At 61.2% G+C, this 13,706-nt stretch carries 12 protein-coding genes, 1 tRNA gene and 1 pseudogene; 13 read left to right on the forward strand and 1 reads right to left on the reverse strand.

Translation table 11 applies throughout. The annotated features are described in order from the left end of the window. From OE647_RS19560 to OE647_RS19600, 9 genes and pseudogenes are all read left to right on the forward strand, one after another. Nucleotides 1–287, forward strand: a pseudogene (locus OE647_RS19560) (CoA ester lyase); the annotation flags it as partial. Nucleotides 288–517: 230 nt separating this feature from the next. Then, a tRNA-Arg gene (locus tag OE647_RS19565) sits at nt 518–593 on the forward strand. A gap of 144 nt (nt 594–737) precedes the next feature. Beyond that, nucleotides 738–2,030, forward strand: coding sequence for a tyrosine-type recombinase/integrase (locus tag OE647_RS19570; protein WP_263723460.1), 1,293 nt, complete (start codon nt 738–740; stop codon nt 2,028–2,030). Beyond that, nucleotides 2,027–2,713 carry a hypothetical protein gene (locus OE647_RS19575; protein WP_263723461.1) on the forward strand — a complete coding sequence of 229 codons (687 nt, stop codon included), beginning with the start codon at nt 2,027–2,029 and terminating at the stop codon, nt 2,711–2,713. The genes OE647_RS19570 and OE647_RS19575 overlap by 4 nt, the downstream gene beginning before the upstream one ends. 79 nt (nt 2,714–2,792) lie before the next feature. Beyond that, complete coding sequence (locus OE647_RS19580; protein ID WP_263723462.1) at nt 2,793–2,978, forward strand: helix-turn-helix transcriptional regulator; 186 nt, start codon at nt 2,793–2,795, stop codon at nt 2,976–2,978. Then, a complete protein-coding gene (locus OE647_RS19585; RefSeq protein ID WP_263723463.1) occupies nt 2,959–3,435 on the forward strand; it encodes a hypothetical protein in 477 nt (158 codons plus the stop codon). The genes OE647_RS19580 and OE647_RS19585 overlap by 20 nt, the downstream gene beginning before the upstream one ends. A 94-nt stretch (nt 3,436–3,529) precedes the next feature. Further along, nucleotides 3,530–4,390 carry a DUF7146 domain-containing protein gene (locus OE647_RS19590; protein ID WP_263723464.1) on the forward strand — a complete coding sequence of 287 codons (861 nt, stop codon included), beginning with the start codon at nt 3,530–3,532 and terminating at the stop codon, nt 4,388–4,390. Continuing rightward, nucleotides 4,387–5,565 (forward strand): AAA family ATPase, encoded by a 1,179-nt coding sequence (locus OE647_RS19595; RefSeq protein ID WP_263723465.1) that lies wholly within the window; start codon nt 4,387–4,389, stop codon nt 5,563–5,565. Before OE647_RS19590 ends, OE647_RS19595 begins: the two co-directional genes overlap by 4 nt. A 211-nt stretch (nt 5,566–5,776) precedes the next feature. Continuing rightward, nucleotides 5,777–6,325 (forward strand): hypothetical protein, encoded by a 549-nt coding sequence (locus OE647_RS19600; protein WP_263723466.1) that lies wholly within the window; start codon nt 5,777–5,779, stop codon nt 6,323–6,325. Nucleotides 6,326–6,978: 653 nt separating this feature from the next. On the opposite strand, the gene OE647_RS19605 is transcribed toward OE647_RS19600, so the two are convergent. Continuing rightward, nucleotides 6,979–7,998: a hypothetical protein gene (locus tag OE647_RS19605; protein WP_263723467.1), complete on the reverse strand. Its 1,020-nt coding sequence runs from the start codon at nt 7,996–7,998 to the stop codon at nt 6,979–6,981. A 610-nt stretch (nt 7,999–8,608) separates the two neighbouring features. On the opposite strand from OE647_RS19605, the gene OE647_RS19610 reads away from it, so the two are divergent. The 4 genes from OE647_RS19610 to OE647_RS19625 all read left to right on the forward strand — a co-directional run bounded on the left by OE647_RS19610 (nt 8,609) and on the right by OE647_RS19625 (nt 13,566). Further along, nucleotides 8,609–9,793 carry a DNA cytosine methyltransferase gene (locus tag OE647_RS19610; protein ID WP_263723468.1) on the forward strand — a complete coding sequence of 395 codons (1,185 nt, stop codon included), beginning with the start codon at nt 8,609–8,611 and terminating at the stop codon, nt 9,791–9,793. After that, nucleotides 9,793–10,695: a XamI family restriction endonuclease gene (locus OE647_RS19615; RefSeq protein ID WP_263723469.1), complete on the forward strand. Its 903-nt coding sequence runs from the start codon at nt 9,793–9,795 to the stop codon at nt 10,693–10,695. Before OE647_RS19610 ends, OE647_RS19615 begins: the two co-directional genes overlap by 1 nt. 527 nt (nt 10,696–11,222) lie before the next feature. After that, entirely contained in the window at nt 11,223–12,929 is a 1,707-nt protein-coding gene (lhpI, locus tag OE647_RS19620) for a cis-3-hydroxy-L-proline dehydratase (RefSeq protein WP_263723470.1), read from the forward strand. A 145-nt stretch (nt 12,930–13,074) separates the two neighbouring features. Continuing rightward, nucleotides 13,075–13,566 (forward strand): Lrp/AsnC family transcriptional regulator, encoded by a 492-nt coding sequence (locus OE647_RS19625; protein ID WP_263723471.1) that lies wholly within the window; start codon nt 13,075–13,077, stop codon nt 13,564–13,566. Nucleotides 13,567–13,706: the final 140 nt, after the last annotated feature.

Raw genomic sequence — 13,706 nt, forward strand, 5'->3', positions numbered from 1 at the left:
GAGACTTCTCCGACCCCGATGGATACCGCGCCGCCGCCAAACGCGCCGCCGTCCTCGGATGCGAAGGCAAATGGGCCATCCACCCCTCCCAGATCACGCTCGCAAACGAGGTCATGAGCCCCTCCGAGGCCGAGGTCACCAAAGCTCAACGCATCCTCAAAGCCATGGAAGACGCCGCAGCCGCCGGGAAAGGCGCCGTCTCCCTCGACGGAAGACTCATCGACTACGCCTCAATCCGACAAGCCGAAGTCCTCGTCCAAAAAGCAAAGCAAATCAAAGGAGAATAAGGCCTGCGCCGGGCTGGTGCGCGCGCCTGTTGCCGGCTTCACGCCGCGCCGCAGGACACGCACACGCCCCGTCTTGCGAGTCTCTTTACGGCCCCCTGCCCGCGCGGCCGGGGGCCGAGCCACACTGTCTTGAGATCGGCGCGGCCCAGCGTTTCGGCCTTGGCTCCGGCCTTCGTCGCGCAGTCCCGCGCTTGCCAATCCCGTCCGCCCCATCTATCCAAGATCGCAGCGGCCCCGTAGCTCAGGGGATAGAGCGACCGCCTCCTAAGCGGTAGGTCTCAGGTTCGAATCCTGACGGGGCCGCCATTCACCCCCTGCACCCTGTCGCAATGCGCTGCAGAAACATCGTATAATCTCAATAAATTAACGCTGAACGCGCCGCAAACCGTTGCAAGGCATCGCGCCCAATCGTATCTTTTATGGTGGGTAAGAACATGGGTAGATTCCAACATGCCGAAGCTAGCCAAGGAACTTTCCCCGCTTGAGGTGCGAAACCTGCGCCACAGCGGCAAGAGCAAGTGGAACGAAGTTGTCGCGGTCGGGGGCGTTTCGGGGCTGATGCTGCAGATCACCCCGAACGATGGCCGCAGTTGGCTTCTGCGCACGAAGGTTGGGGAAGCTCGCCGCGAAATCGGACTAGGCGGCTTTCCCGATGTGACCTTGGCGCAGGCCAGGGAGCGGGCGCGGGAAGCGAAAGACCAGATCCGCCGTGGCATCGACCCTGTAGAGGAACGGAAGGCCCTCAAGTCTGCCCTGGCGGCATCACAAAGCCGGGGGCTGCTTTTCAAGGTTGCGGTTGAGCGCTGCCTTGCTGCCAAGCTGGACGGCTTCAAGAATGCCAAGCACCGCGACCAGTGGCGCAATACGCTTGATCAGTATGCGGTGCCTGTCCTCGGGCAGATGCAGGTTGAGCAGATCACGGTGCAAGACGTTCTGCGGGTGCTGCAACCGATATGGCAGAGCAAGACCGAAACGGCATCGCGCCTGCGCGGTCGTATCGAGGCGGTGTTGTCATGGGCGACCGTGGCGGGGCATCGCACTGGCGACAATCCGGCGCGATGGGCTGGCAACCTCAAGGAACTTTTGCCCGCGCCTGACAAGGTGGCCGACAAGGAAAACCACCCCGCCGTTGCCCTTGATGATGCGCCCCGGTGGATGGCTGAATTACGGAAGCGCGAAGGCTTCGGGGCGCGGGCCTTGGAGCTTCTAGCCCTAACCGCCGTTCGCTCCGGTGAAGTGCGAGGGGCAAGGTGGGATGAAATCGACCTGGAGCGTGGCCTGTGGGTAATCCCAGCCGAGCGCATGAAGATGAAGCGGGAACACAAGGTGCCGCTTTCGCCCGCCGCCGTTGACCTTCTCAAAGCCTTACCCCGCCTCGAAGGCAACCCGCTGGTTTTCCCTGCCGCGAGGGGCGGGCAGCTTTCCGACATGACCCTGAGCGCGACCATGCGGCGGATGCAAGAGGCAGAAGTTAGCGCCCAGCGCCTCGGCTTCCTTGATCCGCGCAGCAAGCGCCCAGCCGTGCCGCACGGGCTGCGCAGCACCTTTCGCGATTGGGCGGCCGAGCGGACGAACTACCCGGGCGAAATGGCCGAGGTTGCCCTTGCGCACAAGATCAGCAACGCTGTTGAGGCGGCGTATCGTCGAGGCGATATGGTAGAGAAGCGGCGGCGCATGATGCGTGATTGGGCGGACGTGCTGGGCGACGCTAAAGCAGGTGGCGAAGTGGTGAAGCTGGCATGAAGTGGCAACAACAGGCGCAGGAACTCCTTTCCGAGCTTCGTTCGCGAGAGCATAGCAGTCCAAGGGAGTCGTCAGAAGATATTCAAGACATGATACGACGGACCGCTGAATTAGTGGAAAAATTGAATCCTCAAAAATACATAGACGAATTAGTGCTTCACGGAATACAACGCGGCTTATTTGAGGATAGCTCTCAAATTTCAGGCTTAAGCCGTCTTAGTGAGAAAAAAATCGCCAGGCTTTCTAAATTGTTCGCAAAGATGTCTGAAGGTAAGGCCGTAACCGAAGATGAAGCTGATTTTATTGTGCCAATTTCAGCCTCTTATCCTCCAGCTATTGAGATTTTGCATCATTACGTTTCTATTCGCTTAGTTCAGGGTCAGGAATTGCCTCCAAAACTTCTCAGGGTTGCCGGGCACTTTCTTGCATTTGGCAAGCCCGCCAGAAAAAAGGGACCGAGTCCAACAAAGTACGCCACAAGAAACTCTTTTCTCAGCGAAGTCGCAACTTATGCTTGTGAAAGTTGGTCCGTTCCTCTGCGCGGAGGCTATGGGTCGAGTGTGGCGTCGGCCTGTAGGATGATCGCTCTGGCAACGCAAAAGTACGGCATGGCGATGGACGAGCAGGCGATTTACAAAGCGATCAGGGGCGCAAGATCCAAAGGCAAAGGCAAGGAAAAGTAACGCCTCTAAACAATTCCCACGATTTTTGCGCCGAGCGAGACCATGTCTATCCAATCGCAAATGATTGGAGTTAGGCGCAATGGCCGACAGTTACGTTTCCGACCTGCAAGTTGCCGCGCGTTATGGCGTTCACAGAGCGACGCCCTGGCGCTGGCTCAGAAGCCGAAACTTCCCGAAGCCTATTCAACTGACGCCCGGCTGTACGCGCTGGAAGCTGTCGGAAATCGAGGCCTGGGAAGCAGCCCGTGCCGAGTCTTCCAAATAAGAAAACCGCCACCCGTGCGATGGGCGGCGGCTTTACTCTTGCGGGCGATACGCAAGATTTAGCCCGGCACCTGCACGGTTTCAACCGTCAAATAGGCCGAGCAATGAAAACCGATAAAACACCCCCCCGAAACGCCCAGCGCATTTACCGCGTGGGTGAATTGCCGAAAGACCGCACCCCGGCGCACTACCGGATCACGCGCAGGGACGGCGAAGCCGTCACCGTGACCCTGCAAAAGCGCCGTCGCCAAATTCTTGACCTACTCATGCAGGGGCCGGTCTATTGCGCCTCCCCTGTGCGGATCTCGGATATCGTCTGCGTCCTGAAGCACGAGCTTGGCCTGGACGTTGAAACCGTCATTTACCCCGGCAACAGGCAGGCCGGGGCCGGTGACTATGGCATATATTTCCTGCGCAGCGCAGTGGCCCGCCTGGATGGGCTGGAGGTGGCGGCATGATCAGCCTGCGCCTCGCTCGACTGCGCCGTCTTTGCGGCCTCTCAGGCCCCGTGGCGGGCATCCTCGCCCAACTTGTCTATGGCGAGGGCCACGAATGACGGACGCGCGCCATATCACCTTGGGCCTCGGGGGCGACTGGCACGGCAAGCACGGCAATGCGCCGTGCCCCGTCTGCCAGCCCGAGCGCCGCGCCGATCAACGCGCCCTGTCGCTTCGGGATGAGGGTGGCAGGCTTCTGGCCTACTGCCACAAAGGCGGCTGCGACTTCCGCGAAATCGTGAATGCGGCGGGCCTGCCGCTTGATCGCCTCGCCCATGATCCCATTGCCCAGCGCGAAGCCGAGGCAAAGCGGGCCGACTATGAGCGGGCGCAACTGGACAAGGCCCGCGCCCTCTGGTGCCGATCAATGCCGATCACAGGCACGAAGGGAGAGACCTACCTGCGAGGCCGGGGCATCACCTGTGCCCTGCCGCCATCGCTGCGGTGGACAACGGACCTTCACCACGCGCCAAGCGGGCGCTGGCTCTCTGCGATGGTGGCCGAAGTTTCCACCGGGGCGGTGCATCGCACCTTCTTCGAGAAGACCGGACGACGGATCACGGGCAGCGCCAAGATGATGCTTGGACCCTGCGGCGGTGGTGCTGTGCCGCTCTCTGAAGGGCCTGGGGCGCTTGTCGTGTGCGAGGGCCTGGAAACGGGCCTGAGCCTGTGTAGCGGCCTTCTGGAAGGCCCTGCGACGGTATGGGCTGCCCTTTCTGCCCCCGGAATGAAGGCGCTACACCTGCCCGAACGCCCAGGCCGGTTGATCGTCGCAACGGACGGCGATGAAGCGGGGGAAAACGCGGGCCGGGTGCTGGCGGGTGCCGCCCATGCGCGAGGCTGGGAGGTGTCGCTTCTGCCCGCGCCGCAGGGGCTGGACTGGAATGATGTATTGCAGGGGAGGGCTGCCGCATGACTGCGATCACCCCTCAACCTGTCGCCTTCATTCCACCCGGTGCGCCGGAACCGATCAAGGCCACCCCGTTCGTCTGGCGTGACCCCGCTAACATTGCTCCCCGGCAATGGCTGTATGGGCGGCATCTGATCCGCCGCTTTTTCAGCGTCACGGTTGCCCCTGGTGGCGTGGGCAAATCCTCCCTGACCATCTGCGAGGCGGTCGCGATGGCTTCGGGGAGCAGCCTTCTGGGCGAAGGGGTTTCGGGGCCGCTTCGGGTTTGGATGCTGAACCTCGAAGATCCAAGGGACGAGCTTGAGCGCCGCGTGTCGGCCACCATGCTTCACCACCGCGTTGCCCCCGAGGCGCTGGGCGGGCGTCTCTTTCTCGACAGTGGGCGCGAGCGTGGCCTTTGCACCGCCACGCAGGCGCGGGACGGCGCGACGATCAACTCCCCAGAGGTTGCCGCCATCATCGCGGAAATCGAGGCCCGCGAAATCGACGTGCTGATTGTAGACCCCTTCGTGTCCTCGCACCGGGTGAATGAGAACGATAACGGCGCGATTGACTTAGTGGCGAAGGAGTGGGGCCGCGTGGCGGAGCGGTGCAACTGCGCGATTGAGCTGGTCCACCACACCCGCAAGCTGGGAGGCGAGGAAGCGTCCTCGGAAAGCAGCCGGGGCGCGGTGGCGCTTCTGGGCGCTGCCCGGTCTGCCCGTGTCCTGAACCGCATGAGCGACGCGCAGAAGGCCGATGCCGGGGTTTCCTCGGACCCCAACACCTACTTCAGCATCGACCGTGACAAGGCAAACCTTGCCCCACCGGGCAAACGCGAATGGCGGCGCATGGTATCGGTTGACCTGCCGAACGGCGATAGCGTGGGTGTGACGGAAGCCTGGGAATGGCCCGACGATTTCGAGGGCCTGAGTGCCGCCGACCTTCTGGCGGTGCAGCGCGCCATTCAGGACGCATGGAAGGCGGGCAATCCACCCCGTGCCAGCAACCAAGCCAAGAGCGATTGGGCGGGCGAAATCGTGGCCTCGGTGCTGGGGATGGATGCCGCGAAGGACAAGGCCCGGATTACCCGGATGCTGAAAACCTGGGTGGCAAGCGGGGCGCTGCGAGAGGTGCAGCACGAAGACGCCAAGAGGAACCTGCGGCCCTGCCTGGAGGTGGGCGAATGGGCAACCGAATGAACCCCACCACCCCTGAAACCGAGGTGGGGCAAGGTGAGGCAGTGGGGCGCTATTCCCGACCTGCCACACTGCCCCACCACCACACCCCTAAAGGGGGGTGGGTGGTAGTGGGGCAAGATAGGGCTGGACGGTCGGATGCCCGAGGTGGGGCAACCCGCAACCGCTTCCTGATCACGATTTCACCTTTCCTGACCTTCCTGGGAGCGATCCTATGACCGACGAAAAGAAGCCGACCGAAGCCCAACTGCCTGCGCTGAAGGGGCGGGAAGCGCCCTCGATGAAGCTGCAGCCTGAGGGCAAGGCCCTGCAGGTCACAGTGAAGGGCGATTACTCGCGCATCAGAGACGGAGCCGGAAACACCCATGTTGCCGACGTTCTCCTGCACCACCTGGCCTGCCTCGGTTCTCAAGGCAAACGCTTTGACGACGATGCGTCCAACTTCGCGCTTGGCTTCGTGGATTCGATGCAGCCGAGGGATGCGGCGGAAACGCTGCTTCTGGCCCAGATGGCGGCGACCCATCAAGCCGTCATGATGTTTGCCCGTCGCCTCAATCACGTTGAGCACCTCGCGCAACAGGATTCCGCAGAACGGGCTTACAACAAGCTGGTGCGCAGCTATGCCGCGCAGATGGAAACCCTGAAGCGGTATCGCTCAAAGGGGCAGCAAGTCGTCAGGGTGGAGCGCGTCACGGTAGAGAGCGGCGGGCAGGCCGTTGTCGGCAATGTGCAGCACGGGGGGAGGGGCAGCGATGAAAGCTGACGACAACCCCATGAGCAAGGCCCATGCCGCCCCCAGGTGCACGGCAAAGTCAAAGCGGACAGGCGAGCGATGCAAAGGCCCTGCGGTGAAGGGGTGGAGCGTGTGCCGGTTTCACGGCGCTGGAGGAGGGCATCGCCCTGGGAAGGATCACCCGACTTGGAAGCACGGGATGCGGTCGCAGGAGTGGGCCGAGGAACGGCAAAGGCTGAGCGAGCTTGTGCGGGAGGCGCGGGAAATAGAGCGGCTGATACGAGATGAATAGCGAAGTAGCATCGCCGATTGCTTGCAGGACATCGTCCAGCCATCACGCTTGTCGCCAAAGTTGAGCTATGCCAAGCTTCTATGACAACGGGGAGGCATTGAGGATGACTAGAGCGACAACAATTTTGGCGCTTCTCACACTGGCGGGATGTGTCGATACTATGGCCCCAGCAGTTGCGGACTACAACGGGGCCAGCGTAAAGATTCAGGAGCCGGGCCTTTCCGCAAGCGTGCCGCCGAGCGAAGAAGCAATTGCTGAAGCCCAAAGAATATGCGGCACAGCGAAAAAGAGAGCGGAGTATGCTTCAGCTACGATGGCTACCGAATACACGGTAAACTACCTGTTTCTTTGCCTTTAGAGAAGCAGCAGGCAGATACCAAAGAAGAAGACTCTATTCTGACAGGAAGCTCGCAGTATAGAGCGCCACGCTCTTGCTCATTTCATTTCTCGCGGGCGCTCGCTCCGACTGAGCCTTGCTTCCTTCGAACCAGAGCCAGCTGTAAACTACCATGTCGCCTAGAAAGAACTTTGTAAGGTAGTGTTCGCTCACGGCGGACCCGTCGGTGCATCCGGCGCGGATTTCGCGCATGTCAACCTCAGCTTCGGGAACCTGGCGGACGCCCGTAACAAAATCCCCGCTGCACATGCTGGAAAGCATTGCCAAGTCATTTGCGTCGCCAGCCTTAAGGTCGCTTTCTGGCCCTCTTGCCGCCACCACCACCCCAGATAGAAGGCCAAGATTAGGCGAACGCCAAAAGATGCTTTGAAGGCTGGGATCGGCGTTGGGGAATGCCTCCTTCATCTCTGCGGCTGAAAGAAATGTGAAGTCTGAAACGCCGAGTGTCGTAATCGTTCCAGCTGCGACCTGCATCAGTATTGCGGGATCGACTTGGTTCCTAGGTTGCTGAGGTTGTGCAGCGCGATAGGCGTGGTTACGCACAGCGCAGTCAAAGGTAGCAGCAAGTGCCCGAGTGGTTCCTGTAAGGTCAAAAGGCGTTTCGCCAAACTTAGACTGGATAATCAAAGTTCGACCGCGTCGAAAACTATCAAGTGCGCGCTCCAAATCAGAAATGTTCAGGACTGCAAACGTGTTGTCGAGCGCGGTCGCGTTTCCGAAGAATGGCGGGCGACGGTCAACAAAAAGCGCAACCGGGAACTCCTCCTGTGGCGTGAAAGTGTCTGAGGGAGCAATTACGCCGACGTTGACTGTCGCATCCGTGTTTACCGAAAAGAGAAGCGTGTTGCCGTGTCGGTACGCTGCCGAAACTGCGCAATGCGAAAAGGTGCCGTCATCGTAAGTGTAGCCAGCGCCGCTCCAATTTCCGTAAGAGATCCTCGATCCAGGGATTTCCTCGGCGATGACTGCTGAAGGCGCAAGCAGCAATGCTAAGCAGGAAACAAGCGTGCGCATCTGTCCCTCACAATAGACTAACAGCAAGTAAACTAAGCAAAGCGCCACTTGGCAAGGATTCGGTCAAGTTCCCTGTATCACCAACTACTTGCAGCATGCCGCTTACTCGGCGCAGGCGGCGGGCATCGTTCCGGCAAGGATCACCCGACCTGGAAGCATGGGATGAGGTCACAGGAGTGGGCCGAGGAACGGCAGAGGCTGAACGAGCTTGTGCGGGAGGCGCGGGAAATCGAGCGGCTGATGCGCCGTTGAGTGTTCAGTGGGGATCATATTGCCGATTGGGCGTGGCGAAGATGTTCTGTCTCCGTCGGTTCGGGCCGTGACTCCCAACGTTCGGGTGGCCACAACCGAACTAGTGGGTCCACTAGTTGGGCCTACCATCGCGGGGGCTTGACTGAAGGAGGACAAGAGAATCCTCCGAGTAGCAAAGGCATGGACCCTGGAGACAACCACAGCGCCAACAACAAGCTGTTGACCTCAATTATACTCTATGCACTGTATATGGGAAAAGCCGCAGCGCCACTTGCGCGCCCGCTGAGGGTCATTTAAGAGGAATGTTCTACACACGTTCTTATCTGGCAGGCGGCACTCAAGCAGATGGCGGGGAGGAATGAACAACTTCATTTCGATGTTTTCGGGTGCCGGCGGGCTGGACCTTGGGTTTGAGCAAGCAGGCTGGACAAGACGTTTCGCATCCGACCTGGACGTCGATGCTGTTGCGACCTTGCGCGCCAATACAAAGCTCGAAGACCGCGCTCTTGTGGGTCAAGAAGATATTCGCCTCCTTGAGGCCTCTGACGTGCTAGCGCGCGCAGGCGGCTTGGTTAAAGGCGACTTAGAGGCCATTGTGGGCGGTCCGCCGTGTCAGTCATGGTCCAGCGCTGGCCATCAAATGGGCCTCGCCGATGAACGCGGCCAGCTTTTTCGCCACTTCATCAAGCTGGCCAATTCCCTTGATCCCCGTTTCATCGTTATGGAAAACGTGCGGGGCCTTCTGACTGCGCGCGGCTTGGACGGAGAGCCGGGCACTGCGCTTGCGCTGTTGCGGGAAGATTTGCGCCAAGAGGGCTGGCAAACTACCGTCAGCCTGTTGAACGCCGCCGACTACGGCGTTGCGCAACGGCGTGTCCGCCTGTTCGTGATTGCTCACCGGACCGGGGATTGCCCGGCATTCCCGAAAGCAACTCACTCAAAGGAGCCGACCGCCGGATTGAAGGCATGGGTTAGCCTGAAACAACTGTTGACCACCCTCACAGAGGTTGTGGAAGAAGAAGTCATTCGCCCGACCCCGAAGCTGGCAGCAGAACTCGCGAAAATCGAACCCGGAAGTGGCGTAAAATCTCCCGGAAAGGCTGAAGCTACCCGACCTGGCGGTCATTGGGGCTACAAGCAAGGGGCGTTCATTGCTGACCCGGCACTTCCCGCGCGCACTGTGACGGCGAGTACTGCCCAAGACTGGATCATTGACCCAGTACATGGAATCCGTCGGTTGTGCCCCCGTGAGTGCGCAGCAATTCAATCGTTCCCCGCGACTTGGAAATGGGAAGGCAAGCGGGCGTCTGTCTACCGCCAGATAGGCAACGCCGTTCCGCCAAAACTGGCCAATGCAGTGGCTTCATCGCTAGCGCGACACATCGCCGATGAGTCAGCTCCCTCCGCGCATACAGTGGTCAACGAACTGTCTCCGCTCGATACGCGACTTTTGGCGGCAATCGCCTACACTAAGCGTGACGACGCCCGCAATGGAGAGTCTCGGCGGTCTGCACCTGTCCTGCGGCGGCGTCGGGCATCCTAATGAGCGTCACAGAAGAAAACCGCAAGAATGCCGAACGCGCCCGCAAGCTCTATGTCGAAGGTGCCGACCCTGTTGGCGAAGCGACTGACTGGGCGGCGTCACTTGCGGAAATACGTTTGCAGGTAGTGGCCGCACTGGCAGCTTCCCATGACTTGCGCGACCTCCGATCCGCTCTTGAGGCAGACGGCAAGCATATGCTCATATTCCGTCACCTGCTAGCACCGCCTAAAAGCCAAGATCAATTCAAACTTCTTTGCGATGAATGGTCAAAGGGGTCAGAAAAATCGGGCCTTCCGCAGAAGCCGAATGCCGTGCGCGCCGTTTCTGAGGTGTTAGTCCGGTGGATGGACCGGGAAATTGCGCCATGGCTCTCTGCCAATCGCGACGCTACGGAAGTCGAGCGCGAACGACTGATTGAGCGCGTAATATCCTTCATCGCTCCGAAGCTGACGGATACACAAAAGCGGAACCGGCTGAGTGCAGAACAGGAAACTGCAGTAGTTAAGCTGCTGCGAAGTCTCAATTGGACGCAACTTCCAAGCGTGACAATTGACACCCGCGCAGCCGTCGCGCCCAAGCACTTCATGAACAAAACACGATTTGCTACGGCGACAACCACGGCCCAAGAAGTTGATATCGCGTGCGGCTTTGCAGCATCATATGTTGCGGCAATGGAGTGCAAGGTGACCAACGACGCCACCAATTCGGTGAAGCGCATTAACGATGTGTTAAAGAAAGCCGCTGCATGGAAAGCTCATTGGGGTAGTTTCGTAGAGACGGCGGCATTGCTACAAGGCGTAATCAAGCCCGAAGACGTGCAGCGCCTCACCGACGAAGGAGTGAGGGTGTTTTGGTCCCATGACCTGGATGCGTTTGCACGTTGGGTGCAGAGCCGGGTTTAGTTTGCGCTCACTCGCGAATGCACTTTCTGCTGAGTTGAGGCCGATTGCCGCCAAGAAAGGCCTCAGGTCCGCTGTCGAGAAGGCGGCGACAGATAGCACTAATGCGTGATTGAACGACCAGAAACCAAGCCGACAACTCGTGATGTCCCTGTATATGTGCCAGCAATAGAGTTGGCAGAACTCGGGGTAAGTACTTGGCATTCTGGTGAGCAACAAGGATTTGGCCTCCGACCAAACCCAGACCATCGCAACGCGAGCGCAAAATCTTTGGCGGGCTTTATGGTGGGTAAACTAAAAAATTGTTAATTTATATAATGAATTCAATCACGAATGGCGGATGACGGGGCCGCCATTCACCGAAAACACAGCATCGGAGCGGGAGGGCATTCCGGTTCCGCCTGTGCCGGGCTGATAGCCCGCCGCGTTTTCGAAGTGCCGGGATATCCAACGGCAAGTGTTTTCCGCTAGGCTCGGGCACAGCGTCCGAAAGTCGCGCGGCGCTGCACCGTTCTAGGTTCGGGAGGCCCATGACAATACAGACACGCGAAGGCCACGGCCTCTGGATCGTCGAAGGCACGGCAAGCGGCGATATCCTCGCTTGCGCCGAGGGCCTCAGTTTCTGGGGCGGGGTCGATCCGGCGACGGGGCGCATCGTTGATGTGCATCATCCCGACCACGGGACCAGCGTCAGCGGAAAGATCCTGATGATGCCGACCTCTCGCGGATCCTGTAGCGGCAGCGGCGTCTTGCTGGAATTGTCGATGAAAGGGCTGGCACCGGCGGCCTTGGTCTTCTGCGAGGAGGAGGAGATCCTGACGCTCGGCGCGCTGGTTTCGGCCCGCATCTTCGATCGGCCGGTGCCCACGCTGCGCCTGCCCCGGGCGCAGTACGATCGCCTCGCTTCGGCGCGATGCGCCTCGATCGGTCCGGACCGGGTGACCGCCGATGGGCTTGACCTTTGTCTGGAGCCCGTGCCGCCCGGAGATCTGGACCTTTCCGACCGGGACCGGCGCTGCCTGAACGGTGAGGCCGGGCGCGGCGTTCGCATGGCGATGGAGATCATCTGCCGGATGGCCGCCGCCTCGGGGGCCGGTGGTCTAGTCGATGTCACCCGGGGTCATATCGACGGTTGCATCCTGGCCCACTCCGCGAACCTTATCTTCGCGGAGAAGATGGCCGAACTTGGCGCCCGCACGTCGATCCCCACCACGATCAACGCCATTTCGGTGGACCGGGAAAACTGGCCCTCCCAGAACGTCCCCCCCGATTTCGGGCGCCGCGCCAGTCGCCTGGCGGATGCCTATGTGGCGATGGGCGCGCGGCCGGTCTTCACCTGCGCGCCTTATCTGCTGGAGGACCCGCCGCGCGAAGGCGAGGCGCTCGGCTGGTCGGAGTCCAACGCCGTCATCTTCGCCAATAGCGTGCTTGGCGCGCGCACGCCGAAACATCCCGATTACCTGGACCTTTTCATCGCCATGACGGGGCGCGCGCCCGCCTCGGGCGTCTATACCGAACCCGGGCGCGTCCCCCGGGCGGTCATCGCGGTCGATCCCCCCGCGCTTGGGCAGGATGACCTGCTTTGGCCGCTTCTGGGCTGGCTCGCCGGGCGGATATCACCGGAACAGGTTCCCCTTATTACCGGGATGGAAAGCCGGGCGGCGACCCGCGACGACCTCAAGGCGCTCTGCGCGGCCTTCGGGACGACCTCCGGCGCGCCGATGCTGCACGTCGCGGGCCACACGCCAGAGGCGCATCTTGCCCCCGCCACCGGGGCCCCAAGGCATCGCATCGGGCGTGCGGAGCTTCTTGGCGCCTGGGCCGACCTGAACCGGGGCACAGGGCAAATTGATCTGGTCGCGATCGGCAGCCCGCATGCCTCCCTCGACGAGTTGCGCCGCATCGCCACGCTGTTCGACGGACGCGCCTGCGGCCCCGGCACGCAAATGATCGTCACGCTTGGGCGCGACACCCAGCGCGCGGCGGCGGCCGAGGGGCTGGCGGACCGTTTGGCAGCGGCCGGGGTGCAGCTGATCCCGGATATCTGCTGGTGCTCGATCACCGAACCGGTCTTTCCGCCCAATGCCCGCGGCCTGATGACGAATTCCGGCAAATACGCGCATTACGCGCACGGGCTTTCGGGCAGGCATGCCCGGCTTGGCAGCCTTGAAGATTGTGTGAACGCGGCCGTCACCGGGCGGGCGCCGGACGGGCCGCCCAAGTGGCTGCGCGCCTAGGCCGGACCGATGGTTGCTGTTTTCCCGGCCGCCACACCGCGAGGCCGGTTGGCAATGCCCATGGTCAAGGGGTAGATATCTGGCTGTTGCCGCCGACCGCACATAGGGTCGGAGGGGCTTGGCTAATCATGAAGGCTGTGCAGGAATGAAGACGACCGCCCTTGATGCCGCTGACATCCGTATCCTTTGCGCGCTCCAGCAGCATGGCCAGCTCAGCAAGTCCCGGCTGGCCGACCTCGTCGGGCTGTCGCCGACGCCGTGCTGGGCGCGGCTCGCCCGGCTGAAGAAGGCCGGACTTGTCCGCGGCTACCATGCCGATCTTGCGCTGGACCGGATCGCGGATATTTCGCAGGTCGTCGTCACGGTTTCGCTGAAGAGCCACCGAAAGGCGGATTTCGAGCGCTTTGAAGGATATATCAACCAGTTGCCCGAGGTGACCACCTGCGTCGCGACGGGGGGCGGGATGGACTACGTCATGACGGTCCTGACGACCGGGCTTTCGGCGTTTCAGGTGTTGATGGAGGAGATGCTGGCGGCGGAGTTGGGGATTGACCGCTACATAACCTACATCGTGACCCGGGAGGTGAAGGCCGCCCAGCCTGATCTTCGGCGCCTTCTGGACGGCCCGAAGCGCTGAGGCCGGGGGGCGTCCGCCGAGCCTGCGGACCGAACGGTCTGGGCGGGGTCGATCTTTGGTCCGTTCGGTCTGTGGCGGGGCGATCTTCAGCCCGATGCCGGGGGCCCTTCGCGCTTAGAACTCAGGCCCAGATCGAGGAC

It is taken from the genome of Albidovulum sediminicola, from assembly GCF_025751575.1.
GTDB classification, from domain to species: Bacteria; Pseudomonadota; Alphaproteobacteria; order Rhodobacterales; family Rhodobacteraceae; genus Albidovulum; species Albidovulum sediminicola.